Raw genomic sequence first — 24,684 nt, forward strand, 5'->3', positions numbered from 1 at the left:
TCTAAATAATGAGCAAGGCATCGCCGTAGGCACCGAAGCGATACTTCTCCTTGATGGCGACACTATAAGCATTCATCACATGGTCATATCCTCCGAAAGCCGCCGTCATCATCAGTAGTGTAGACTTGGACATATGGAAGTTGGTGATCAGAGATGTTGGGATCACGAAGTCGTATGGGGGGAAGATGAACTTATTCGTCCAACCATCGTACTCCTTGAGATGATACTCTGTGCCAGAAGCCGTCTCGATAGCTCTAAGGGTAGATGTCCCTACTGCACACACACGCTTGGCTGCATCTTTGGCTGCATTGACGATTTGGCAGCAAGTCTTGGGGACGATCATCTGCTCGCTCTCCATTTTGTGCTTGGTCAGATCTTCTACATCGATATCCCGGTAGTTGCCGAGGCCGTTGTGTACTGTCAAGAAAGCTTTGTGGATATCGTATATCTCCATACGCTTGAGTAGCTCACGACTGAAGTGTAGGTTGGCTGCAGGAGCTACGACTGCCCCTTCGTGCTCTGCGAATAGAGTTTGGTAACGATCCACATCGTCTGCTGTGGGCTTACGATCCATATACTTGGGTAGGGGTGTCTCTCCCATTGAGAAGAGTGTCTTTTTGAACTCCTCGTGCGTGCCATCGAATAGGAAGCGTAGTGTGCGACCACGAGAGGTAGTATTGTCGATTACCTCCGCCACTAGGCTGTCGTCCTTACCGAAATAGAGCTTGTTGCCGATGCGGATCTTACGGGCAGGGTCTACCAGTACGTCCCATAGCTTGAACTGGCTGTTGAGCTCACGCAGTAAGAATACCTCAATTTGAGCACCAGTTTTTTCCTTATTGCCATATAGACGAGCTGGGAATACCTTGGTATCGTTGAAAACGAATACATCATCTTTGTCGAAGTAGCTCAATACATCTTTGAAGACCTTATGCTCGATTTCTCCTGTTGCTCGATGTAGAACCATCATACGTGACTCATCTCGGAAGTGGGTAGGCTTCTTGGCCAACAGGTTATCTGGTAGATCAATTTTAAACTGAGATAGTTTCATTCCTCTATATTCTTAATTATTGATTAGTCTTTGCTTGCTCTGCTTCTTGTCCCAGAGGCTCTACGTGTGCCTCTAGGAAAGGTGTGATGTCCTCGATCCGTAAGCAATCCTCTAGTCTAGCATTGCCCACCTGAGTACGTTGCAGTGCCGTGAGGTGGCCCCCAGAGCCTAATGCTACGCCTATATCTCGAGCCAGAGAGCGGATATAGGTCCCCTTGCCACAGACTACTCGAATGCGTAGGTCGGGTAGTGAACACGAGAGTAACTCTAGCTCGTGGATCGTAATGAGCTTGGTGGGCATCTCTATATCACGACCCTTACGAGCTTGCTTGTAGGCACGCTTGCCGTCTACTTTGACGGCGGAGAAAATCGGTGGAATCTGCTCAATGGTCCCGATGAACTGCCACAAGGCCGAGCGAACCATCTCCTCGGTAATATGCTCCGTGGGGAAAAATTCGGTTGGTTCGCTCTCTAGGTCTAGAGTAGGGGTGGTCTGTCCTAGACGTATATCTGCTATATACTCCTTGACGCCCTGCTGTAGACTCTCGATTTGTTTCGTATGCTTGCCCGTGCAGAGGATCATCACGCCTGTGGCGAGAGGGTCGAGTGTGCCAGCATGCCCCACTTTGAGCTTCTTGATGCCTAGATGACGACAAGCCTCGTAGCGGAACTTATTGACCAAACTAAAGCTGCTCCAGCCCAAAGGTTTGTCTAGATAAATCGTAGCTCCCTCCCTCAGGTCTAGCATACCTATCTTACTCTTCATATTAGCTTAGGTGAATGGGTACGCCCATGAGCATTAAGATGGCGAAAACGATCGCAATGACGATGCGGTAGTAGCCAAAAACTCTAAAGCCATATTTGGTGACAATGCCGATAAAGAGCTTGATAGCGGCAAGAGCAACCAAGAAGGCTACGACGTTGCCGATGAGTAGTGTTTGCCAGTTCTCACTAAAAACATCTATGCCTGAGCTCTTGTAGAGCTTGTAGGCCTTCAGGAGCGTTGCCCCAAACATCGTCGGGATAGCCAAGAAGAAGGAGAACTCTGCGGCCTGACGACGAGTGAGCCCCTGCTGCATACCTCCAAATATCGTAGCCATGGAGCGAGATACCCCCGGTATCATGGCCAAGCACTGGAAGAGCCCAACCGTAAAAGCCCGTCGAGGCGTCACGGTGCGAGGTGTTTTGTTCGTAAATCGACGATCCATATAGATCATGACTAGACCACCGACGAAGAGCATTGCGATCACGACCCATAGGTTACCCAAAAGCTGGTCAATGTACTCCTCCAGTAGTAGTCCCAGTACACCGGCTGGTATGCAGCCTATGATCATGAGGCCATAGAGGCTCCAGCCAGATAGCCCATAGTTCCCTCCTATGGGCTGATTGCGCCAAGGTAGGAAGCGCTCGAGGTAGAGCATGACTACGGATAGGATAGCCCCAAACTGGATCATAACGGTAAATGCACGTAGGTACTCCGTATTCTCCATACGCATAAGCCCCTCTGCTAGTATCATGTGCCCAGTAGAGGACACGGGTAGGAACTCGGTAAGCCCCTCCACTATGGCGATGATGATGCTCTCAAGGATCGTCATACCAGTTTATTTGCGTTTGGGTGAAGCTAGGATTGCATAGATCATCAGCAGAAATCCAGATAAACACACTATGGGAGCCACTACGATGCGGCGAGTCGAGAAGATCTCAGGATTGAAGGTTTCGGGATCGGTAGAGCCTCCTCCCGACATCAGCGCAAAGCCTACGATGATGATAGCCACAGATAGGGCTACGAGCAGATAGTTGTATTTGCTATACGTCATAAACGATGAGGTTGTATATACTTCTTCAAGTCTAAATCAGATGGATTTTGTTGCCGTCCATACGAATGTACTTTCGGCTAGCTCTTAGGGCTGTAATGGAGCAGCTGAGCATACTCACTAGGGATAGCCCCACGGCAGCCAGCACAAGCAGCTTGAGGTCTAAGCTCTGGGCGATAGGTAGGTCGAACCAGTGCTCCAGACCCACAACGAAAATACCCAACACCGCTATCGCCAGTATTGCCGACACTAGACCATCTAGGAGCGAACGCCCTACGATAGGGCGACGAATGAACCAGCTACTCGCCCCAACGAGGCTGAGTGTGCGTATTTTGAGCCTATCGGCATAGATGCCAAGCCTAGTGGTGTTGTTGAGTTGTATGAATGTGAATATGAGTTGTATCGCTAGTAGAGCCCAGAAGATCCACTCTAGGCGCTGTCGGTTGTACTCGACCGACTCGATTAGATCGCCTTGATAGCTAAGTTTAGTGGACAACCCCAGCTCGGCGACCTGTGCCTCTAGCCTCTGTAGACTATCGGGAGCTAGACTGCTAGCGTGTACTTGGAACTGAAACATTGGGCTGAAGGGATTGTAACCTAGCAGTCCGAGCATCTCCTCTCTAGTCTGACCGATTTGGTGGGCAACCACAGAGGCCGCACTATCGGCATTGATGTAGCTTAGGTTCATCACTCCCGGCAGTTTGGCTAGCTTGTCCTCTAGGGCTGTGATCTGCGTTTGCGTAGCCATGGGCTCAGGGATGTCTACAGAAAATGTTATCTGCTCCTTGACCGTCTGCCCAAGACTATAAACCCCTATGCGCATCAGGGCAATAAGACCGAGGGTAAATAGACTTACCGTAAGACCTGCTATGCTGACTAGGCGCATCTGCGTGAGCGTACTGCGTCTTTTATTGATGGGAGCTGACATATTTAGAAGAGCCTTTGTTCAGTGGCGAAATACAATATTGTTATGGACTGCCGTATGCCGTCCGTATGGACACAACTACGGCAATTTGCACGCAAAATTACAAAAACTAATTCATACATCGGAGTCATTGATCCGTATCTGCACTCTAGTCGAAGCGACTATCGGCTATCCAGTCTAGTACGTCCATATTGACCTCAGATACTCTAGCGTCTAGGTAACGCCATTTGCTGTACCACCCCATGCGCACAACCTCTTTGTCGTTTTTATAGCGAATCGAGAATAGAGGTGAGATATCTACTCTCCCTCGCGGGCGATACGGATATGGCGTAGATCGTATGGCATAGGCGTAAACAGATTGTCTGCCTCTCTCAATGGAGCAACTCTATGTAGGCGCATTAGGGAGTCGAAGTGATGTTGCAAATATGGAGCGACACGCTTGGGTCTAGAATACCCCTCTATGGGAGTGGAGTAGCGGAACGTCAGAGGAAGATACGGCTTCCCAGACCAACCTTCTACTGGACCATCTCCATTGATCTCACCCGGTCTTGTTCTATCTCCAAGACTAACGCCTGATGGTCTGCCGTAAGCCCAGATAAGGTAGTAGCTTGTGTTGAATGGAATACCAAGGAACACTGCCTTTCTATCTCCTGTGTCTTTGAGTTTCTCCATCAACTCCGTGAAAAGAGAGTCGGCTCCTTTGGTTTGTCTGTGCTCAAAGGGCTCGGGGAGGTTGGGGAGATGAAGGGAGTCGATGTCAATAGGCTTTAGTCCAAGAGATTTCAGGGCTCTTATATGAGCCTCCTCAGGCTTAGGAACTGTTATTTCTCGCTTGCCAGATATGTCTTCTTTGTCAGGCGACTGAGGCAGGAGCGGCTTGTCTTGGTTACAGCTGTACGAGATGGCAATGACCAGAGCCGACAGGCATAGCGCTGTCAGTATCTTCTTCATAATGTGACTTGTGGCTATAATTTATGGTTTACAAATAGGTTGATTTGTCCTCGTTAATCTTGTAAGAGATTCTCGTCTAGCAGAGGCTTTGTGGGGTAGTGCTACATTTATTGCATCGGCTGAGTTATTCTGCAAATAGTTTGCGAGTGATTGGCGCTAGCTCCTGCTTCTAGAGCATGCTACTTATCTGTTTTTGTTAAGTTATTACTTTGACAATGATACCAATGACTAGTTTCAGAAGTAATCCTCGAAAATTTAACGACTTATATGCAGACCTCCAAAAACTAGCGCCACATATCTGGTAGGTTACTCGGTCTGTTTTATTTGGACTGCACCATGGTGTGCTTATCCTTACGCCTAATATCAACTGTCAGGTGTGCGATCCTCATCTTTTTAGTTAAGGAGTGTTAATGATTTAGCCTTAAATTTGGTGTAATGGAAAGGTCGTTCGTAAAGATTAGTGGTGCTCTCTCGATAGATTGGAGGGAAGATTTTCTGACATTGGTGGACTAATCCCCTGCGATGTGTCCACTAATCGGAGCAGATTGATGGGAAGAAAATGCTTTAAGTGCGCCAAGAAGCCGTGCAATGGCTCAAGAAAATGATATAAATATCTGTTTTCTAGAGAATTAAAGCTTTCTTGTTTAAGGCGACGATTTCCATAGGGCTAGGGTGAAGTGCCCAAACAGCAGTAAACGCAATATAGACGTCTCTACGGCGCTCATACGGGGTCTAGCAATTTCCCTCAATTGAACCAATCTCTAATTCAAATAAGATGAAAATTGTTAAAAAGAGTAATCCCGAAAATCTAAGCTGAGGGTCTTGCTTGTGATGCATTTGGGCGTATGGAAAAGGCGGTGTGTCATAATACGCAAACTGCTGTGTTACTTGCGACATTCGCCTTCAGTCACATACTCCAGTATGCTACTTTTGACCTCAGTCTTAGCGCCTTGCATTTCGCGTATTCTGAAACACCTAAAAGGGGCTGCAGCAAAAGTAAATTTTGCCACAGCCCCTTTATAAAAATGAGGTTAGTCTATCGTATTACTTTTCTAGTTCCTTGGCCTCTTCCCAGAAAACGTCCATCTGGGACAAGGTCATATTTTTGAGATTAAGCCCTAGTTCCTTGGCCTTGGCTTCTAGATAGCCGAAGCGACGAATGAACTTTTGATTCGTCCGCTCTAGAGCATTGTCAGGATTAATCTTATAGAGGCGAGAGACATTGATCAGACTAAATAGGAAGTCACCAAACTCGTCCTCCTGCTCGTTCGTACCACCTTGCTCTATCGCTTCTCTCAGCTCAGACAGCTCTTCCATGACCTTAGCCCACACATCGCTTGGTTGCTCCCAGTCGAAGCCCACTCCTCGAGCTTTGTCTTGAATTCGGTAGGCTTTGATCAGAGCAGGCAGAGCACTCGGTACACCAGAGAGAACAGTCTTATTGCCACCAGCCTCACGCTGCTTGAGCTGCTCCCAGTTGTTGAGCACAGCTTCGGTTGTTTCTGCCTCAACATTGCCATAGATATGAGGGTGGCGGTAGATCAACTTATCGCAGAGTGTATGACAAACATCAGCCACATCGAATTGCCCTTGTTCCTCAGCAATCTTGCTATAGAAGACGATGTGCAGCAAAACGTCGCCTAGCTCCTTTTTGATTTCAGAGGGGACGCCAGCCAGCAAAGCACTCGAGAGTTCGTAAGTTTCCTCAATCGTATTAGCCCGAAGACTTTCGTTCGTCTGCTCTCTATCCCATGGACACTCGGCTCTTAACCGATCCATAACATCAAGCAGACGGCCGAAAGCCTCCAGTTTCTCAGCTTTAGTATGCATTACTTAGACTGATTTTTGTATTCGTCTAGACCACCACGTAGCCACTTAATGTACTCAGGTACATCTTCGTCGTAGGCTCGAGATGGACTTAGTGGCTTACCGTTGTGGTCAAGTGCTACATAGAATGGCTGAGCATTAGCTCCAAACTTATGGCGCTGTAGATAGCTCCACTTGTCGCCTATGGTACGTAGCTTAACCTTTTGGCCATTCTCCTCTACTTCGATGATCTCGGGCAGTGCAGCCTTGTCATCAACCATAAGTGTGATGAGGACGTAGTCTTGTTCAAGAATGCGCTTCACCTCGTCGTTGATCCATACAGAGGCTTCCATCTTTCGGCAGTTCACGCAGCCATAGCCAGAGAAGTCTACTAGGACAGGCTTACCCTGTTTGCGAGCATACTCCATACCGCTCTCGTAGTCATCGAACTTCGCGTGAACCTCGCCAGAGTACAGATTGAAGTCTTGAGTATTGAGCGGAGGAGCGAAAGCGCTAATGCTGCGCAGAGGTGCCCCCCAAAGACCGGGGATCATATAGACGGCAAAAGCCAGTGAGATGATACCCAAGAAAAGACCAGGTATACTTGTCTTCTCGCTAGGAGTGTCGTGTGGGAAATTGATCTTGCCCAGTAGGTACAAACCAAGTAGAGCGAAGATAACGATCCAAAGTGCGAGGAATGTTTCTCGGTCTAGGATATGCCACCCGTAAGCAAGGTCTGCTACAGATAGGAACTTGAGCGAGAGTGCCAGCTCCAAGAAAGCCAAAACAACCTTTACCGAGTTGAGCCAACCACCACTCTTGGGCATAGACTGTAGCATACTTGGGAAAATCGCAAAGAGAGCAAAAGGCAGAGCCAAAGCAAGCGAGAAGCCAAACATACCTACAGCTGGGCCTAGTAGATCACCCATAGAAGCAGCCTGTACCAGTAGGGTGCCAATGATCGGGCCAGTACAGCTAAAGGATACAAGGGCAAGCGTGAAAGCCATGAAGAAGATGCTCAGCAGACCAGTCGTGCTGTCAGCCTTTTGATCAATCTTGTTCGTCCATGAAGCAGGTAGTACTAGCTCGAATGCTCCGAAGAAAGAAATCGCAAAGAAGACTAGCAGCAAGAAGAAGATGATATTGAAAACCGCATTAGTGGCCAAATCATTGAGTGCTGCAGGACCAAAAATACCAGTTACCACAAGACCTAGCACTAAGTACACGACGATGATTGATAGGCCATAAGTAATGGCATCACGAATCGACTTGCTACGATCCTTCGTGCGCTTGAGGAAGAAGCTCACCGTCATCGGGATCATTGGCCATACGCAAGGAGTCATCAGGGCAATCAGACCACCAAGAAAGCCATAGATGAAGATCATCCACAGCGACGAATTGGCTTGAGCATGACTTTTATCACCAAATGCTTTGAGCTCATCAATCACAGGCTCCCATAGAGCAGAGCTGGAGATCATAGGCACTGTGGTAGAGGCAACTTCTACCTCCGTCGCTTGGGTATCGGCAGGAGTAGCATCTTCCTCGGCAGGAGCTCCCATTGCTTCGCTGGCAGGCTCAACAGGATCTGTGGCCTTGAGAGGCTGAGGGGTTGCGTTAGCTTGAGGCTCTGATTCTTTTTTAGGCATAGAGATATTACCCAGTGCGGACTTGTCCAGAGAAAACTCATAGCCTGTAGGAGGGAGGCACTGGCTATCGTTGCAGACCATGTAGCGCACAGCTCCTTCGAAGACGAACTTCTCTGGATCGGTAATCTTGATCTTCTGTTTGAATGTAACGGCATTGTCAAAGTAACCGATTTGCATCTCAAACATCTGGTCATATTTCTCAATAGGAGCAGTCGTAGAAGTTAGCTTACCTACAAGCTGTGCCCCGCTGATCTTATCGACCAATAGAGTAGTAGGCTGCGGTCCGCCCTCGGGCACAGTCGTAGAGTACATGTGCCAGCCAGCTCCAATTTTGGCTGAGAACACGAGGGTTCTCTCTGTATCACCAGTTTTTTCGACCGAATGGGACCATCGTACAGCATCCGATACGATCTGAGCCTTGGCTATACCAAAGCCAACAAAGAGGAGCGCAAGGCTCAAGATCAATCGGCGACTTAGGACGCCAATGCTTTGCTGTTTCATCATTGTTTCGTGGTATCTAATACATTAATATTGTAAGTATGCTTGTTTATTTATCTACCTGCCGTAGCCATTTGCGAAACTCTGCAGGAATAGGCTGATCGAAGTCGTATCGCTTGCCTGTAGTAGGGTGAACGAAGCAGAAAGCAATCGTTTCTAGAGCAACACGTCCTATGTCTTTGCGCTTGCTACCGTTGCGCCAATCGCCTAAAATAGGTGCTTTGAGTGCTGCGAACTGTTTGCGCAATCTGTTGTTGCGTCCGCTCTTGAGCTCTACGACTAATAGGCTCCCTACAGGGGTATTGCTTACGGAACGGTAGTGTGCTAGGCCAGCCCGATCACGACCCTCGCTCTGACGCCTAGCAGGAGATCGTCTAGTCTTTTGGATAGACTCTTTGCTCTCGGAGGGTGGTGCTAAATAACCTTCAGGCTCTTTGAGATGTCCCTCAACGGCCACAGCGAAGGTTTGCGACAAGATGTACTCCTCCCAGCGCTCTGTTATCTCGGCTTGTAGCGAAGCACTCTTTGCCATTAGAACAAAGCCTGCACTATCCTTATCAACACGATTGAGTAGGAAAACCTTAGCTCTAGGGTTAAACTTCTTGAGATGCTCCGAGATAATCTGCATCGCTGTACGATCTCGCTCCATGCCGCTGGATACTGTCGGGATACCAGCCCCCTTGTGAATCATGACCAGATCATCATCTTGCCAAAGGATATCTACAAGCGGATGCGATAGCTTAGCAGGCAAGGGCGTAGGGTGTAGAACTACCTTATCCCCATGCCTAAGCATCTTGTCGAACTGTGTCGTCGGCTCCTCATTGACTGAAATAAAGCGGTCGTGTAGTAGCTGCTTAACCGTCGTACGGCTCCGATCCTTGAGCGCATGCTCAGTAAGGAAGTCTAGCAGTTTGATCTCCTCTTCTAGACTAACCTCAAAAGTAAAGTGAGGCCTTGGAGCCCGAGGCAAACGTACTTGTTGTTTCTTATTATTCGTACTCATTATTTTTTATTCTTCTTGTCGTTCTTTCCCCTAAATATAGAGATGGCATTGGCATAAAGCATAAACACTAAGCCAAGTAGTAGAAAGAGTATCCATAATTGCTGACCGTAGGCATCTAGCAGTCCGAAGCGGGCCAGAGCCGAGATCACAAAGAGAACAGAAGCAAAGACATTCATACGCACCAAGCGCTTAGTGCGAATATTGGCCTTGCTATCTGAGGCCACGATGAAGTATAGCCCATAGCCGAGGGCACCAAGTAAGTAGACTGCATCAAAAACGATATGATGCATCATGCCCAGAGCAGCCCCAGTGAGCAGCATTAGAGCACTTACGATATAGAGGTATTTATACTCTGGCTTCATTCGGTATCTGCCGATTTGATGATGTAGATCTCTTCACCCGGAGATTTCATGAGGTATCGCTCTCTGGCTATATGCTCGACCCTATCTCTGCCTGTCTTGAGATTGGTCAGGCGTGTGCTGTCGGCCTTGTAGATAGGTCTATAGATATCCATCTCATTCTTTATATGCATCTCTCTGCGCAGCAGGCTTGTGTACTCCCACAGAGTAGGCTCACTCAGAACGAATGTATAGACAGACAAAAGGACAAAGACGATGACGTACTTAGCCCAGCAGTAGCGCTTATCCCAGACGTTCAGTTTGTCTAAGCCTTGTGCGAACCACCGACGATTACCTTTACTCCATATTTTGAGGCTCATAAATCAACTATTTTCCCTGATCAATGCACAGCTTTGTATTCGGTTGCTAAGTTACGAGTTCCCCTGCACTCATACAATAAGTATTGTCAATCCTTCTATTGTAGGCGAGGGAGTAGACACCTGCACTAGCTGTCTGCTTGGTTAGGGGATAATTTAAGCAATCAGCGTAGGCTAAGTATCCTTAGTAATGAGAAATATAGTGGTCTGCATGATACGCAAACTACCCGAGTCGCTTGCAGTACGCTTTGACGTTCTTACTCATCGGCTTGAGATCGGATACTTGAGTATGCTCTCGATTGCCTCAGCCTTACTGACTCGCATTTTATGCATTCTGCAATACATTACAGGGGCTGCCGCAAAATGGATTTTGCAACAGCCCCATACCAATTTGTTTTTAGTCCAAATCTACAACGAGCGCTTCAAGTCCTAATTGATGAAGTGATTAGCTGAGCGGGTCTAATACCCCCAGCCCTGACAATCCCTAGGTTGCCAAAGCCCAACGAGAGGTACAGACAATATCTACTAGTAGCCCTACTTGATGGACTTGCGCATCATGAAGATGTGCGTCAGATAACCACCTATTACCAATAGGATACCCACTCCGAGAATGGTATTGTTATTGTCCGATGGATTAAACCCAGCCCAAATCAAGAGCAACGCGCCAATGAGTAGCACGAAAACACCTAGATACTTCATTGTAGTAATATATTTTATTTTGTTATTGTCCTTGATGCAAAGAACGGAATAATTTGCCAATTATAGAAACCTTTCCTAAGAAATTTCTCGCAAAAGTTCTAGCGCCTAGCTAGCTCATCTACTCAATATACAGCAGGCGTTTCCTACTCTAGCTCTAGAGCGAGTTCCTCCCAGCGCTCCATAAGCTGGTTTTGCTCTGCCTTGAGAGCCTCATACTGCATGAATAGAGACTCCTGCGTCTTGCCTTGTGCCAGCTCTTCCTCTAGAGTTTTGAGTTCCTGATCAATATGCTCACTACGAGTTTCCAGTTCTTTTAACTCTCGTTCTAGGCCACGGCGCCGCTTAGACTCTTCTTTTTGCCGCTGATAATCCTTTGCTCCTGCTGTGGAAGTAGGTGTAGCCTGAATGCTTGCAGTGGAGATCTGTGCCCTCGGATTGCTCTTTTGGAGTGCTTCGTCTTGATCTTTTCGGTGTAGCCAGTCGTAGATACCGCCCATATGTTCGGTCACTCTACCTTGCTTAAACTCATAGATACGACTTACCAAGCCATCTAGAAACTCTCTATCGTGAGAAACTAAGATAACCGTACCATCAAAGCGCTCAATTGCCTCCTTGAGTACCTCCTTGGAGCGAATATCTAGGTGGTTGGTCGGTTCGTCGAGAATGAGCAAGTTGGCTGGCCTGAGCAGGAGCTCTATAATTGCCAAGCGGCCACGCTCCCCCCCGCTGAGTACTCCCACTTTCTTCTCGCTCGCCTCTCCACCAAACATAAACGCCCCGAGCAAATCATTAATCTTGGTGCGTATCTCTCCCTTGGCTTCTCTGTCGATGGTTTCGTAGACAGTGAGATTATTATCCAGCTCTTGGGCCTGCGTTTGGGCGAAGTAACCGATTTCGACTTGATGTCCTATCTCTAGCTTGCCACTATAGTCACGCACCTGCTGCGTGATGCACTTGATGAGCGTAGACTTGCCGGAGCCATTTTTGCCAACAAAGGCAACCTTCTCTCCTCGCTTGATCGTCATATTGACTCCAGAGAATACGGTATGGCTAGCGTAATCCTTGCGCAGATCTTCGATAACGATTGGGTAGGCCCCCGAGTGGGTCGCTGGGATAAAGCGGAAATGCATGGCTCGGCGGTCAATCTCCTCCAGCTCGATCCGCTCTATCTTCTCGAGCTGTTTGATGCGGCTCTGTACCTGAACGGCCTTCGTCGCCTTGTAGCGAAAGCGCTCGATGAAGTCTTCTGTTTCTTGGATAGACTTCTGCTGATTTTCCCAAGCCCTGCGCTGCTGCTCTAGTCGCTCTTGGCGTAGCTGTAGGTAGTGAGAGTAGTTGGTCTTGTAGTCATGGACACGCCCTAACTCAATCTCGATGGTACGTGTGGTCGTTGCATCGAGAAAGGCTTTGTCGTGTGAGATCAGCAGCAGTGCACTAGACCCTGTGGCGATAAATCTCTCTAGCCAACGAATGGATTCAATATCTAGATGATTGGTTGGCTCATCAAGGAGCAAAACATCTGGCTTCTGCAACAAAATTTTCGCCAGCTCGATGCGCATACGCCACCCACCGCTGAAGCTCGAGCTCTGACGATGAAAGTCCTCTCGCTCGAAGCCAAGCCCGAGCAAAGTACGCTCGATGAGTGCATGATAGTTTCCAGCACTGATCATCGCCAGCTCGTCGCTACGCTGAGCATAGAGGTCGATCAACTCGCTGTACTCTGAGCTATCGTAGTCTGTACGCTCGGCCATCTCTGCGGCCAGAGCATCAACCTCTCTATCTAGCTCTGTGATGTGGTCGAAAACACGCTCGCACTCCTGATAGATCGTACGCCCATCTTCATGCTTCATCACCTGAGGCAAATATCCTAGACGCAGGCCTTTGGTGCAGCTGATTGTACCCATAGTAGGGCTCTCCAGCCCTGCAATAAGTTTGAGCATTGTGGACTTGCCAGCTCCATTTTTGCCCGCCAAAGCAATGCGTTCCTTGGGTGCGACAACAAACGAAACATCTGAGAATAGAGTGAAACCGCCGAATAGCACGGCTACATTATTGAGAGATATCATATATGACTATTGGTTCATACGCTTGATGATGTTGTAAGCCTCGTATAGGCCCCACTGGCCCGCTTGGCTGAGATCCGCTATCCCCTCCTTGGTTTTGCCCTGTGAGAGATAGAGCAAGCCACGATTGTAGTAGGCCTCGACCAGTCGAGGTGCTAGAGCAATGGCTCTATTGTAGTCCCTCAGTGCGGCCTCGACCTCACCTGTCTGCCCGTAGAGAAGAGCTCTATTATAGTAGGCGTAGGCGAACTCAGGCGCAAGCTCAATGGTCCGATTGAGGTCTGTGAGCACAGAGGTGCTTGTGTTGATCGGACGAAGGGCTGGCTTATCAATTGGGGTAACCATCTGTCCGCCAGGACCTGTAGTGACTAGCCCTCGAGAGGCAGACACCTCTGTCGAAGCTGTAGTCTCGGCGCCACGGCTTACCTCTACTAGTCTGCGCCTCTGACTAGCGATCGAGCGAGCGAAATAGGCCAAAGCCAACGAAGGATCTCTAGAGACAGCTCGGTCGAAGTCGGCAATCGCCTGCTCATAGTCCTGTAGTAGGCTGTAGATGATGCCACGATGCAGATAGTAGCCTGCGTCGTCTGCCCCCTCTCTGCCAGAGAGCTCGGTTTGGAGCCACTCGATCTGTTTGGGGGCTAGAGCTTGATTGTGGCTCTGTAGTCTAAGGGGATGAGCTAGATCTATGCGCCTATTGAACTGTACGAGCAGGTCGGCATGGTAGGTTGCCCCACTCTGGGGTTTGCCCTCTGGATCTTCTGACGCAAAGTAAGTCAGGTAGAGTGCACCCTGAGGCTCTACCTGAACCTCTCTATCCTGTACTCGTCCGCGAGCAGCACTGCTATAGCGTAGCTTCTCTGGCACTAGGCTTGGCTTCTCTTCTACGAGCATATTGTACTTGTCGATACTCTCATCGCCCGACAGACGTGTCTGATTGTCCTTGTTGCGAATCGCTCGCCCACGAGCCGAAGCTCTGTAATCCTTATTCTGGTGCAGATCCCACGCATGCCAGTAGTCACGCTCGGCTCCCTTGGTATTGCCGAGCTTCTTGCGAAGCTCGGATCGGAAGATAAATCCCTCAGCAAAAGAAGGGTACTGAGCTAGCACTACATCTAGGTCGGTTAGTGCTTTCTGGGGTTGTCCTAGCCTCTGAGCAAGGAGTGCTCTATTGTAGCGTGCTATATAGTTTTTGGGCTCTGCCGTGACGATCCTATCCCAGTCCTCCAATGCCAGATTGCTCTCGCCGACAAGCTGACGCAGCAGGGCACGGTTGTGCAGGGCTACCCTGTTGCGAGGGTCGAGGTCGAGGGCTTGGTTGTAGTCCTTCATCGCTTCTCTGAGTTTGTTCTGCCTGTAATACAAGATACCTCTATGCGTGTAGAGATTGGCTTCTCTCGGCTCGAGGTCTATGGCCTTGTCTAGAGCCTCGACGGCCGGGGGCAGGTTATCCCGATTGGCTAGGATTTGAGCTTTCATCTTGTAGGGCATGGGCTGCAGAGAGTCTATAGCTAGCGACTCTTCGATGCGGCTAAGGGCTAGAGTAGTATCCCCCCTCTCTAGAGCTATGTTGGCTCTTAGGGTATAGGCATCTTTGTTTTTAGCCCAATATCTAAGTAGCTCGTCTATGCTTCGCTCGGCATCGTCGTATTGCTTGAGCTGAGTTTGTGCAAGGCTGAGGTTCAGATGCATGCCTAGATTGTCTGGTGCGAGCTTGAGGCCCTGCTTATAGTCTGCGATCGCTTCGGTCGTGAGGTTGAGGTTTTGCCGTGCAATGCCACGTAGCAGATAGGCTCTACTGATGAAGGGGTTGCGCTCCAGACAGAGCGTAGCGTCCTGCTCCGCCCCTTTGTAGTCTTCTAGATTGACCTTAGCCACGGCTCGATAGAAGTACGGATCCGCCAACCATGGGCGTGTATCAATAGCTTGGTTGAAGTAACCAATCGACACAACATAGTCGTTGAAGTATAGAGCATTGCGTCCAATAGAGATCACATGCTCCACATCAATCTGCCCCCATAGGGGAGCAACGGCGAGTACAAGAGCCCACAGGAGGGTCAAAAGTTGGCGACTATATCTATTCATGAGTTTGGGTTCATCTATATGTGGGTATGCTCAACGACACGCCCTAGGGCTACAACGCTCCATGGTACCCCTAGCGTATCACATACCATAACATATCGTCCGAGCAAAGATAGTCAAAAACGCTCTTGCCCTGCTCTAGCCTTGGCACACAGCCCTGACCAAAAAGCGAGGAGATGTACTGGCTGCATGGCCAACGCACATCTCCTCGAGCTCTCGACTGCTCGTCTGAGCTGCCCGACCTCGCTAGGCTGGGCTAATCTCTCTCTTGTTGAGTTGATCCACGACTTGGGCAATAGCCCCATCTCCCGTCACATTGCAGGCTGTGCCGAAGTTGTCCATGGTGATGTAGAGCGAAATCATGAGCGCCTGCTGCTCGGCATCGAAGCCCAAAATGGATTGAATAATCGCCAATGCGGCCATGATGGCGCCACCCGGTACACCCGGAGCAGCAATCATCGTTACCCCAAGCATGAGGATAAACTCGGTAAATAGACCAAGGTCTTGAGGAATACCACGAGCGATCATGAGCGCAAGAGCACAAGACACTATCTTGAGAGTACTACCAGAGAGGTGTATCGTGGCGCACAGAGGAACCGTAAAGCCTGCTACCTCGCTACTCACCCCATTGAGCTGGGTCTGCTTGAGCGTGACAGGGATTGTGGCAGCAGAGGAGCATGTGCCAAGGGCAGTGAAGTAGGCTGGCATCATATTGCGTAGCATGGATAGCGGGTTACGCTTGCAGATGATACCAGCGATCCCAAACTGTAGGAGCAACAGGATAATATGTAGCAGAAAAATCACACCAATAATGCGTATGAAGACCTCAATGGTCGAGGCAACCTCGCCTGTATATGCCATACTGGAGAAAATACCGAATATATAAATAGGTAGTAGCGGAATGATGACACCGCCAATGAGCCTAGATATAATCTCTTTGAGTTCATCTATCCCCGACTTGAGCCCTCGGCTATCTAGATGTGCCATACCAAGTCCCAGAATGAAGGCTAGAATCAGTGCCGTCATCACTCCAAATACCGCAGGCATCTGTATCGTAAAGTATGGAGCGACCCCCTCTGCCGTAGCTCTTAGGCTCTCTGTACTATTCGCTTCTAGTAACCGAGGGAAGACAGATATACCTGTGAAGTAAGCTAGATAGCCAGCAAATATGGTCGAGCCGTACGCAATACCCGTAGTAAGCAAGAGCATACGGCCAGCCTTGCGCCCTACGTCGGAGATAGCACTAGCCACTAGAGCAAAGATGATCAAAGGTATAGTGAAAGACAAAAATTCGCTAAAGACGGAGTTGAACGTCACTAGAAGGCGAACGAGAAATAAAGGCATAATGTGTCCTGCTCCTATCCCTAGCACTATGGCTATGAGAATGCGACCGAGCAGACCGATACGTGGTATTTTACTCATAATGTTGCGCTACTCCCCTAAGTTTGACATTGCTTCTAGGGGTGGTTAGACTTATTTGATTAGTTCTCTAGGGTAAAGTTAGCTGTTTTTTCTTTTTATCTGAGTTAGCCACCTCTTTATTTCTAGACTAGGATACAGAGATACCTCCAATACGTGAGCAGGTACTCTCTGGTAATAGCAGGTATGCCGCCTAGCCAGCTTTATCCACTTGCTCATCAATCTTGGGGATTACATTCTTTAACTATTTCTAGTCTATTCAGACCAAGCCCAGACGACTCTCTAGAAAAACCACCCGACCTCGTATGAGCGCCGTAGAGGCATCTGCATTGCGTTCACTGCTGTTGGGGCACTTCACCCTAGCCCTATAGAAATCGTCGCCTTAAACGCACTTTTTTAACTATCTAGAATACATGTGTTTATGTCATTTTCTTGAGTGATTGTATGCTTTTTGGACACACTTAAAGCATTTTCTTCCCATCAATCTGCTCCAATTAGTGGACACATCGCAGGGGATTAGTCCTCCAATGTCAGAAAATCTTCCCACCAATCTACCGAGAGAGCACCACCAATCTTTACGAACGACCCTTCCATTACACCAAATTTAAGGTTAATTCATTAACACTCCTTAACCAAAAAGGTGATGAATAAGCTTCTCTTGCAGAAACCGAATGCCTCCGATTACTCTAGATATATCCTAGCACCTAGTGGGGGCGACCCTACTCAGCATCGCATATTGTAGGGATTTTTGGCTGAAAAAAACTTCCAATCTTGTTCACTTAACTTAAATAATCTACATTTGCCACAACTAAAACAACTCAAAAGACCAGCTAACTATGTTATTCGGCAACCAGTGTACATAGGTTGGAGGGCTAATGCAGTATACTCAGCTCCATAGTGAGTACCCGAATCTCCATATATAGAGAGGCGAGGGTGGGTACTAGACACTCCAACTTATTGAACTTAAATTTTATGTCCATAAACCTAAAAATAGCTATCCGAGGCTTGATAGCCACATCGCTCTTGGGTATTTGCGGTGTACAGCCGTCTTATGCCTCAGCGCCTACATCAATTTCTCATCAAACTAAGCTGCTTAGTCCGTCTTTTCCAGATGCTGGCACAGTGTTAGAAAGCAACGAAAATAAGGTGCCCATAGAGCGAAACGTACAGATCCGTGTGCTCGATAAAAAGACACAAGAGCCCGTCGTCGGGGTTGTCCTCAAAACTGGAGGCAAGGTGTACTACACCGATCTTGATGGTTACTGCACCATACCCAGCGTTCGGAGTTCGAAGCTAGTGCTCTCACTTAGGGCGATTGGCTTCGATGAAATTGTATCGCAGACCTATACCTTGCGGGCCACTGGGAAACTAATAGTATACATGACGCCCTCGATCGAGAACCTTGGTGCTGTCTACGTTGAGGCGCAGCGCAAGCATACCACTCAGCTTCAGCAAGCTGTAGCGATAGATACCAAGACACTTGAGAAGAGTCCTGCGCTATCTCTGGCGCAGCTACTTGAGAAGGTCCCTGGTGTGAGCTCAATCAGTTCAGGTAGTACGATCTCCAAGCCTGTGATCCAAGGAATGCATAGTAGTCGCATTTTGCTAGTCAATAATGGAGTGCGGCTAGAGAGTCAGAGCTGGGGGGCCGATCATGCGCCCGAGATCGACCACACGGGGGCGAGTGTCGTGGAAGTTATCAAGGGAGCCGAAGCTATTCGCTACGGTTATGGAGCTGTCGGTGGTGTAGTACTGTTTAATCAAGCACCTCTGCCATACGGAGCTAAGCGCCCATTGGTTAAAGGGCGTATGAATGCTGGATATGCGACCAATGGGCATGGGTACGATGGAGCTGGTTCGCTTGAGATGGTATATAAGCGTGTCGGCATGAGGCTGCACGGTATGTACCAGAAGGCTGGAGACTACTCTACGGCAGAGTATATCCTCAACAATACGGGTTACAATAACATAAGCTACTCCGGCCTATTGGGTTATAGTGACCCTCGTGTCACAGCCACGCTATATTCTAGCCTTTACTACTCTCGTAGTGGTGTTTATTACGCCAGCAACATCTCCGATATTGATCAACTATTGGCTCGCTTCTTGGCTGGTAGACCCAATCCCGATACCTTTCATCCTTTCTCCTACGACATCAAACCTCCCTTCCAGCAGACTCAGCACTTTACGGTCAAGGGAGATCTCAAGTGGCAATTCCTCAAAGGGCACAACTTGGAGTTCAAGCTATCCTACCAAGACAATCTAAGGCAGGAGTTTGAGAACCGAAAAGTCGACAAGATTAGTTGGATACCTGTGCAGAACCTCCAGCTCACTACATATAGTGCCGAGGGAGTATGGGATGCAAACTGGACGTCTAATATGAGTTCACAAGTTGGGCTCTCGGCAATGTATCAGTACAACTTCAATGTTCCCAATACCAAGCAACCAGCATTCATACCTAACTATGCAGCTCTGACAACTGGCTTCTTCTTGTTGCATAAGTTACGCTGGGGCAAACTACAAGGTTCTGCTGGTATGCGCTACGACTATAGAGCTCTCGATGTAGATGGCTATACGAGCCTCTCGAGCTTCAAGTACTACAGCGATTTTAGGCTTTATAGCAACTTCACGGGGAGTATAGCTGCACACTACCAGATCACGGATAATATAGACGCGCGTGCCAATATCGGATGGGCTTGGCGACCACCCGATATCAACGAGCTATACGCCACGGGGCTGCATCATGGCACCTACTGGGTGGTGGGAAATAAGTACCTCAAGAGTGAGCGTGGCTACAAGGCTGTTATGGGCGCACGCTACCGCAACACCTACCTGCTTATTGAGCCAAGCCTCTTCTACCAGCATGTAGAGAACTATATATATGACAATATAGGTAAGGGGTTAGACCGATTTCACAATCACCCTAGTGGCAAGTACCCTAAGTTTATCTATGAGCAGGACAATGCACGCTTCGTCGGGGGGGATCTAAGTGCTACGTTTATACCTCTAGATGGGCTAAGCATTACGGGGAAAGGGGAGTGGATCAATGCCCGTAACCTAACACAAAATGCTTGGCTCCCTTTCATGCCTTCTGACCGCTATACCTTAGGTCTATCCTATGACCGTAACTTTGGCTACAAGGATCGTTGGCACTTCTTGTGCTCCCTCGAGGGGGTGTATGTGACCAAGCAGACACGATTCGACCCAGAGAAGGATCTGGTCCCTGACTCGCCGGATGCTTATACCTTACTCAATGCTTCGGCTGAGCTAGGTACGACTCTTAGGAGTGGCACTCGAGTTAAATTTATGCTTCTTGGAGATAATGTCCTCAATGGCTTGTATAAGGAGTATACAGACCGCTTCCGCTATTATGCTCACTCAAGAGGGGCTCAGCTCACCCTAAGAACGATTATAAACTTCTAAGACGATTATGAGAACATTATTTATTGTACTACCCCTACTACTATGCTCCTTGCTACTCTCTAGTTGTAGTGACGAGCGTATGGAATCACTGATGAGGGATTTGGTCGTGGCACCTCCCTCCACAATCGAGCGTGACGTCAAGGGGCACGAGCAGATCTACTCGATTCAAGCTATCTTGCGCCTAGCGCACAAGCGCAAAGACGGTAAAACCTTCGCAGCATACGATATTCCTTCAAGTGCTACGCCCCTGCCGATCTACCAAGAGATAGCCTTTAGCAAAGACAGTAATGGCAAGATGTCCATCACCTCGGCTCGGAAAGTATTTGATGTGGTCAAGGGTGAGGATATCTACTATGCACTAGAGCTAAAGTACTATGACCTCAATGGTCGTCTCATCAACCATCAGTTTTCGGGTTATGACCCCAAAGATGAGGCCAACTCTACGCTGTTGGTGCATCAGCATTTCTTTACGGTACAGGGGTATGCCTTGAGTGGGTATCCGCTTGTCTACCCTATGACGCTCGATAGCATCTATTACGACAAATACCTCTTCCAGCTCGATAGCAAGGGCAATCGTGTACGCGCTACTGCTAGCTCGCCTTCTATTGTCTATGCTCCCGAGGTACATCAGCCCAATTCACTTCGTTATAGCCTGCCATTAGCTATTAAGGCAACTGAAGTGGCTCTCACGCAGGAGGCTCAAGTGTCCTATACAGACCCACAGACAGGTAAGCTCTATCAACTCTACAAGACCATTGATGCTTTTGAGTTAAATGGGCTAGTGCCCAAAATCTTTACTTATGAGTATCGAGATACCGACCCTGTGGAGGAGGTACTAGGCTCTGCTATCGTTGGGCAAGATGATCTAGGGCGCATCCGTGCAGGGATACCCGTTATTAGGCTTCGCAAGAAGCGTAGCTTAGACCCAGGGACTCCACTAGATGCCTTAGGCTTCAAGGGAGTTCTCAAATTTCATCAGTCTAATATGGCCTTCCAGATGCGTACCTGCATCAGTCATATCATTACAGCCAACGGTAAGTACGATCTTACTGGGTACGAGAATCCGGGTGGAGTACATCGCTTCAATCAGCTCTCTCCTGCTTGGAATAGCTTCGATATCGACTACCCAGTCCCCTTCCGGATAATCGCAGATGTAGACCGAGATAAGGACGCGTGTGTGAGGGATATACAGCGCTTCTACCCCGAGGGGGAGCGAGCAGCTCTAGAGCAGATGCTTTGGGGCGAAGGATACTTCGATCGTATTCCCAAGATAACTATGTAAAATAGGATACTAGCAATGAGTAAATTGTTCAAGATACTTTTCGCCTTGGCGATACTGCTTGGGACCAGCTTCTCGTGCAAGCGCTTTGTTTTTGGGGAGGTTGTGGTTGATGAAGATAACAACCCCTTGGTTCAGAAGAAAGTCCCTCGTACGGGAGCAGATCTATTCGAGGCTCCCGTGGTCAATAGTCCAGATTTGCCTAACCCAGACCCGCAAGGAGCCTTTGCAGATTGGGCTACTTGTCTTGTGATGTTCAAAGAGGGGCATCCACATGGTGGAGGTAAGTTGCATGGCAACTTTGTCTATGCCAAAGCACCGTGGCGGCAAGAGCAGTTTGCCGTCATTCACAATAGAGCCTCTGGGGTCAAGGTAGAGGTCGATCGTAGTAGTGTCGTGACCTATCTGGAGAAAGAGGCTGGTAAGCAGGGCCCCAACCACTTTCGTATCATCGGAGGTAATAGTAAACTTTGGGGGCTCTGTTTCTATTTTTACAACAAGCAGGGTAAGCTCATCAACGAGGAGATACTCAAGCACTCCGATCAATATCAGATCTTTTTTTCCATCAGTGATCTAGATGATAAGGGGCAGCCATACGAAGTGATGGACGTACGCTACACTGGCTCCGACCAAGGACCAGTACCATCTAAGTACTTCTCCAGTCGTAAGAGCTTTGATCAGCGTAGGCTCGCCACGCCTAAGTTGTTGACCTATACATATCGAGATACTTGGTTACACGACGACATGGCCGATGGTGTGCGAGAGCTTTTCAACCTCAAGCTACTTCCTCCCTATACGCGCAAAACCTATACTAAGGCCTATTCCGAGGATCAAGACTATGTTGGCCTCAAAGGGCATATTAGGTTTGACCATGACGGTTCCATAGACAGGCAGAGTGAGTGGCCTATCGTGCGTACCGATGGCAGGTACTACAATCGCGGGACGAATCTTCTGCCGCACTTTTATCTTGCCATTAGGGTGCTCAAGTGTCCTCCGGGCAAGAAGGCTATCTTCCCCAAGACAGAGCCTCGAGGAGAGAATAAATTTGTATGTGCGCCTTATTACGAACCCAACGAGGCGTCTTCTTGGCAGGAAATTATAAGAATTAATTTGCCTATTCGAGTCTTTACAAGCACCTTGGATTCCGACCCTACAGATGACGATCCCAACGAACCCTACTTCGTACACCTAGGGCGAGAAATAGGTTTGTCTGCACAGGAGGCCTATAATGCCGTCAATAATATCATCATTCATGGAGATGATGGCTCTGGAGGATCGGGTTATGGTTCATGGTTTCTCTAGTATAATTAATTATTCATATATCATACTTAACTAAAACACAAACTAAATGAAACATTTGACGAATAGAGGGCTTGTAGTATTCGCTCTCGCAGCACTAGCACTGTCTAGTTGTAAGTCCAAAGAAGAACCAGATGACCCCAATCGTAAAAATAACGAGAAGGTAGCAACCTTAGATCATTTGATCATACAAGAGGTTTTCCACTCTGGTAACTGGCACCCACGTGGTTATCCTACCAAAGACGATGCGTACATCAAGATTTACAACCCCACCAACAAGACGGTATATCTTGATGGTATGGCTTTGTTGATGACGCCTTTTAGTAGCAACATTCAACTTGAGTTAGGGCAAGACTGTGACTTCAGAGAAACTCATATTGCTGGCGACAAGGTAATTCAGTTCCCTGGTAAGGGAGAGGAGTATCCCATAGAGCCTGGTAAGGTAATCCTCGTAGCCCATACAGCCATAGACTATACCAAAGATGTCGAAGATGGTACAGCTGCCAATCCCAACTCGTTTGACCTCTCGAATGCCAATTTCGAATGGCTCACCAAAGAACAGATCAACGAGGACGATCGTAAGGACAACGAGAAAGTCCCCAATATGTCGGTAATTTATTCTGGCAGGGAGTTCTTTGATCAGACTTCCCCCAACTTTACAATTAGTTCAGGTTATGGTTTGATCGCTCTAGTCAAATTGGGGGTGTCAGCCAAGGATCTTGAGAAAGATGAGTATAAGTGGGAGTGTACGTGGAATAATGCCTCTGGAGGTCACGGCCATGGAGGTAGTGGTACCTACCTCAAGATACCTAATGCTTGGATCGTTGATGCCGTAAATCTATGTCCCAAAGAGGCATTTAAGTGGTATATCTCTAGCCGCACGATCGACGCTGGGTGGACAAGTGCGATGATTCACCGCCCTAGCAAGAAGAAACCTCTCGGCCTAGCGCTTGTACGCAAGCACGATGGCAAGAATTTCGTTGATACCAACAACTCTACCGTAGACTTTGAGGTAGTGGAACCTAGCCTCAGAGTGAAGAAATAAGTCCTGCCATAGCTAAAAAAGGACGCTGGGGCTGTGCCAAAATTTGTTTTTGATGCGGCCCCTTTTATTGTGCATTAGATAGTCGTTCCTTAAATAGTCATTTAACACCTGTTATTCAGTATAATACCTTTCTAAATCCTTTGTCAAATCTGCAGGTTTTCGTATCTTCAAGGTATGAAACTTGCAGATTTTTCATGATTACAAAGCCCCACAGCACCCCATCATTCTTCAGCAGTCTATCCTACATGCTGAACCAATCGCTCCCGCTCTACAAACTATCCGACAAAATAGATTGGGCAAAATTTGACATAGTCTTCTCTCCTCTGTATTGTCAGAATAATGGTCGCCCTGCTAAGCCCATTCGTCTGATGTGTGGCTTATTGATTCTCAAACACCTGCGAAATCTCTCTGATGAATCCGTTGCGGAGCAATGGAGTGAAAATGCTTATTACCAATACTTTTGTGGCATGCAAGAGTTCATCCCTAGTGCGCCCTGTGCCTCTTCTGATTTGGTACATTTTCGCAAGCGCATTGGAGCAAAGGGGATAGAACTCATTTTCCAAGAAAGCATTCGTGTCAATAACGAAGATGATGATGACAAGCATCATAACGTTGCTTTTATCGACTCGATCGTTCAAGAGAAGAATATCACTTACCCTGACAGATGCCAAGTTGCATAAAATATTGTCCGCAAGGTTCTGGATATCTTCCATAAACTAGAGCCACCACTTCGCCAAAGCTACACCTTTGTATTGAAGCGTATCTATCGCGACCAACGTTTTCGCAATCATCCCAAGAATCACCAAAAGGCACTGAAAGCGGATAGGAAATTGCACACCATAGCAGGCAGATTAGTCCGAGAGCTCAAACGCTGCACATTCCTCCTTCCAGCGCAACAATGTTGATCTAAGTTAGTCCTAAAACTTGGCTTGGCGTTAGGTATCCTAGCCGTTTTCTGGGTCTTCGATT

The 24,684-nt window shown here is 48.2% G+C and carries 19 protein-coding genes and 1 pseudogene; 5 read left to right on the top strand and 15 right to left on the bottom strand.

Features of this window, described 5'->3' with window-relative positions:
- Position 1 precedes the first annotated feature (1 nt).
- From queA to HQ48_RS06795, 15 genes are all read right to left on the bottom strand, one after another.
- Positions 2-1,051, bottom strand: coding sequence for a tRNA preQ1(34) S-adenosylmethionine ribosyltransferase-isomerase QueA (gene queA / locus HQ48_RS06720; protein ID WP_044232639.1), 1,050 nt, complete (start codon positions 1,049-1,051; stop codon positions 2-4).
- Positions 1,052-1,067: 16 nt separating this feature from the next.
- The gene (truB, locus tag HQ48_RS06725; RefSeq protein WP_044232640.1) at positions 1,068-1,817 is read right to left on the bottom strand and encodes a tRNA pseudouridine(55) synthase TruB; all 750 of its coding nucleotides are present in this window, start codon (positions 1,815-1,817) and stop codon (positions 1,068-1,070) included.
- A gap of 1 nt (position 1,818) precedes the next feature.
- Positions 1,819-2,646, bottom strand: a complete 828-nt coding sequence (locus HQ48_RS06730; RefSeq protein WP_044232643.1) for an undecaprenyl-diphosphate phosphatase — start codon at positions 2,644-2,646, stop codon at positions 1,819-1,821.
- Between the two features lie 6 nt (positions 2,647-2,652).
- Positions 2,653-2,868: a DUF3098 domain-containing protein gene (locus HQ48_RS06735; protein WP_044190527.1), complete on the bottom strand. Its 216-nt coding sequence runs from the start codon at positions 2,866-2,868 to the stop codon at positions 2,653-2,655.
- Between the two features lie 31 nt (positions 2,869-2,899).
- Positions 2,900-3,793 carry an ABC transporter permease gene (locus HQ48_RS06740; protein WP_044232646.1) on the bottom strand — a complete coding sequence of 298 codons (894 nt, stop codon included), beginning with the start codon at positions 3,791-3,793 and terminating at the stop codon, positions 2,900-2,902.
- Between the two features lie 294 nt (positions 3,794-4,087).
- Positions 4,088-4,741: a hypothetical protein gene (locus HQ48_RS06745; RefSeq protein WP_044232649.1), complete on the bottom strand. Its 654-nt coding sequence runs from the start codon at positions 4,739-4,741 to the stop codon at positions 4,088-4,090.
- 1,044 nt (positions 4,742-5,785) lie between these two features.
- Positions 5,786-6,571, bottom strand: coding sequence for a nucleoside triphosphate pyrophosphohydrolase (gene mazG, locus HQ48_RS06750; protein ID WP_044232652.1), 786 nt, complete (start codon positions 6,569-6,571; stop codon positions 5,786-5,788).
- Positions 6,571-8,697, bottom strand: coding sequence for a protein-disulfide reductase DsbD (locus HQ48_RS06755; protein ID WP_235300209.1), 2,127 nt, complete (start codon positions 8,695-8,697; stop codon positions 6,571-6,573). The genes mazG and HQ48_RS06755 overlap by 1 nt, the downstream gene beginning before the upstream one ends.
- A gap of 43 nt (positions 8,698-8,740) precedes the next feature.
- Entirely contained in the window at positions 8,741-9,694 is a 954-nt protein-coding gene (locus tag HQ48_RS06760) for a pseudouridine synthase (protein ID WP_044232656.1), read from the bottom strand.
- A complete protein-coding gene (locus HQ48_RS06765) occupies positions 9,694-10,056 on the bottom strand; it encodes a hypothetical protein (RefSeq protein ID WP_044232658.1) in 363 nt (120 codons plus the stop codon). The genes HQ48_RS06760 and HQ48_RS06765 overlap by 1 nt, the downstream gene beginning before the upstream one ends.
- Positions 10,053-10,412, bottom strand: a complete 360-nt coding sequence (locus tag HQ48_RS06770) for a septum formation initiator family protein (protein WP_044232660.1) — start codon at positions 10,410-10,412, stop codon at positions 10,053-10,055. The genes HQ48_RS06765 and HQ48_RS06770 overlap by 4 nt, the downstream gene beginning before the upstream one ends.
- A 531-nt stretch (positions 10,413-10,943) precedes the next feature.
- A complete protein-coding gene (locus tag HQ48_RS06780) occupies positions 10,944-11,108 on the bottom strand; it encodes a hypothetical protein (RefSeq protein ID WP_235300210.1) in 165 nt (54 codons plus the stop codon).
- A gap of 143 nt (positions 11,109-11,251) precedes the next feature.
- Positions 11,252-13,174, bottom strand: a complete 1,923-nt coding sequence (gene abc-f, locus HQ48_RS06785) for a ribosomal protection-like ABC-F family protein (RefSeq protein WP_044232664.1) — start codon at positions 13,172-13,174, stop codon at positions 11,252-11,254.
- Between the two features lie 6 nt (positions 13,175-13,180).
- Positions 13,181-15,256, bottom strand: a complete 2,076-nt coding sequence (locus tag HQ48_RS06790) for a tetratricopeptide repeat protein (protein WP_044232666.1) — start codon at positions 15,254-15,256, stop codon at positions 13,181-13,183.
- A gap of 243 nt (positions 15,257-15,499) precedes the next feature.
- The gene (locus HQ48_RS06795) at positions 15,500-16,675 is read right to left on the bottom strand and encodes a dicarboxylate/amino acid:cation symporter (protein WP_044232667.1); all 1,176 of its coding nucleotides are present in this window, start codon (positions 16,673-16,675) and stop codon (positions 15,500-15,502) included.
- A gap of 969 nt (positions 16,676-17,644) precedes the next feature.
- On the opposite strand from HQ48_RS06795, the gene HQ48_RS06800 reads away from it, so the two are divergent.
- From HQ48_RS06800 to HQ48_RS09205, 5 genes and pseudogenes are all read left to right on the top strand, one after another.
- Positions 17,645-20,092, top strand: a complete 2,448-nt coding sequence (locus HQ48_RS06800) for a TonB-dependent receptor domain-containing protein (RefSeq protein ID WP_081969753.1) — start codon at positions 17,645-17,647, stop codon at positions 20,090-20,092.
- A gap of 7 nt (positions 20,093-20,099) precedes the next feature.
- Positions 20,100-21,374 (top strand): hypothetical protein, encoded by a 1,275-nt coding sequence (locus tag HQ48_RS06805; RefSeq protein ID WP_044232671.1) that lies wholly within the window; start codon positions 20,100-20,102, stop codon positions 21,372-21,374.
- Positions 21,375-21,389: 15 nt separating this feature from the next.
- Positions 21,390-22,673 (top strand): hypothetical protein, encoded by a 1,284-nt coding sequence (locus HQ48_RS06810; protein ID WP_044189994.1) that lies wholly within the window; start codon positions 21,390-21,392, stop codon positions 22,671-22,673.
- Positions 22,674-22,719: 46 nt separating this feature from the next.
- Entirely contained in the window at positions 22,720-23,715 is a 996-nt protein-coding gene (locus tag HQ48_RS06815; RefSeq protein ID WP_044232674.1) for a DUF4876 domain-containing protein, read from the top strand.
- A gap of 194 nt (positions 23,716-23,909) precedes the next feature.
- Positions 23,910-24,587, top strand: a pseudogene (locus HQ48_RS09205) (transposase); the annotation flags it as partial.
- Positions 24,588-24,684: the final 97 nt, after the last annotated feature.

It is taken from the genome of Porphyromonas sp. COT-290 OH3588, assembly GCF_000769075.1.
GTDB lineage: Bacteria > Bacteroidota > Bacteroidia > Bacteroidales > Porphyromonadaceae > Porphyromonas.

Coding starts and splice junctions, on each gene's coding strand:
- abc-f (WP_044232664.1), bottom strand. CDS start 13,174: ATGATATCTCTCAATAATGTAGCCGTGCTATTCGGCGGTTTCACTCTA.
- HQ48_RS06740 (WP_044232646.1), bottom strand. CDS start 3,793: ATGTCAGCTCCCATCAATAAAAGACGCAGTACGCTCACGCAGATGCGC.
- HQ48_RS06790 (WP_044232666.1), bottom strand. CDS start 15,256: ATGAATAGATATAGTCGCCAACTTTTGACCCTCCTGTGGGCTCTTGTA.
- HQ48_RS06730 (WP_044232643.1), bottom strand. CDS start 2,646: ATGACGATCCTTGAGAGCATCATCATCGCCATAGTGGAGGGGCTTACC.
- HQ48_RS06795 (WP_044232667.1), bottom strand. CDS start 16,675: ATGAGTAAAATACCACGTATCGGTCTGCTCGGTCGCATTCTCATAGCC.
- HQ48_RS06780 (WP_235300210.1), bottom strand. CDS start 11,108: ATGAAGTATCTAGGTGTTTTCGTGCTACTCATTGGCGCGTTGCTCTTG.
- HQ48_RS06810 (WP_044189994.1), top strand. CDS start 21,390: ATGAGTAAATTGTTCAAGATACTTTTCGCCTTGGCGATACTGCTTGGG.
- queA (WP_044232639.1), bottom strand. CDS start 1,051: ATGAAACTATCTCAGTTTAAAATTGATCTACCAGATAACCTGTTGGCC.
- HQ48_RS06745 (WP_044232649.1), bottom strand. CDS start 4,741: ATGAAGAAGATACTGACAGCGCTATGCCTGTCGGCTCTGGTCATTGCC.
- HQ48_RS06760 (WP_044232656.1), bottom strand. CDS start 9,694: ATGAGTACGAATAATAAGAAACAACAAGTACGTTTGCCTCGGGCTCCA.
- HQ48_RS06770 (WP_044232660.1), bottom strand. CDS start 10,412: ATGAGCCTCAAAATATGGAGTAAAGGTAATCGTCGGTGGTTCGCACAA.
- HQ48_RS06800 (WP_081969753.1), top strand. CDS start 17,645: ATGTCCATAAACCTAAAAATAGCTATCCGAGGCTTGATAGCCACATCG.
- HQ48_RS06805 (WP_044232671.1), top strand. CDS start 20,100: ATGAGAACATTATTTATTGTACTACCCCTACTACTATGCTCCTTGCTA.
- truB (WP_044232640.1), bottom strand. CDS start 1,817: ATGAAGAGTAAGATAGGTATGCTAGACCTGAGGGAGGGAGCTACGATT.
- mazG (WP_044232652.1), bottom strand. CDS start 6,571: ATGCATACTAAAGCTGAGAAACTGGAGGCTTTCGGCCGTCTGCTTGAT.
- HQ48_RS06765 (WP_044232658.1), bottom strand. CDS start 10,056: ATGAAGCCAGAGTATAAATACCTCTATATCGTAAGTGCTCTAATGCTG.
- HQ48_RS06735 (WP_044190527.1), bottom strand. CDS start 2,868: ATGACGTATAGCAAATACAACTATCTGCTCGTAGCCCTATCTGTGGCT.
- HQ48_RS06815 (WP_044232674.1), top strand. CDS start 22,720: ATGAAACATTTGACGAATAGAGGGCTTGTAGTATTCGCTCTCGCAGCA.
- HQ48_RS06755 (WP_235300209.1), bottom strand. CDS start 8,697: ATGATGAAACAGCAAAGCATTGGCGTCCTAAGTCGCCGATTGATCTTG.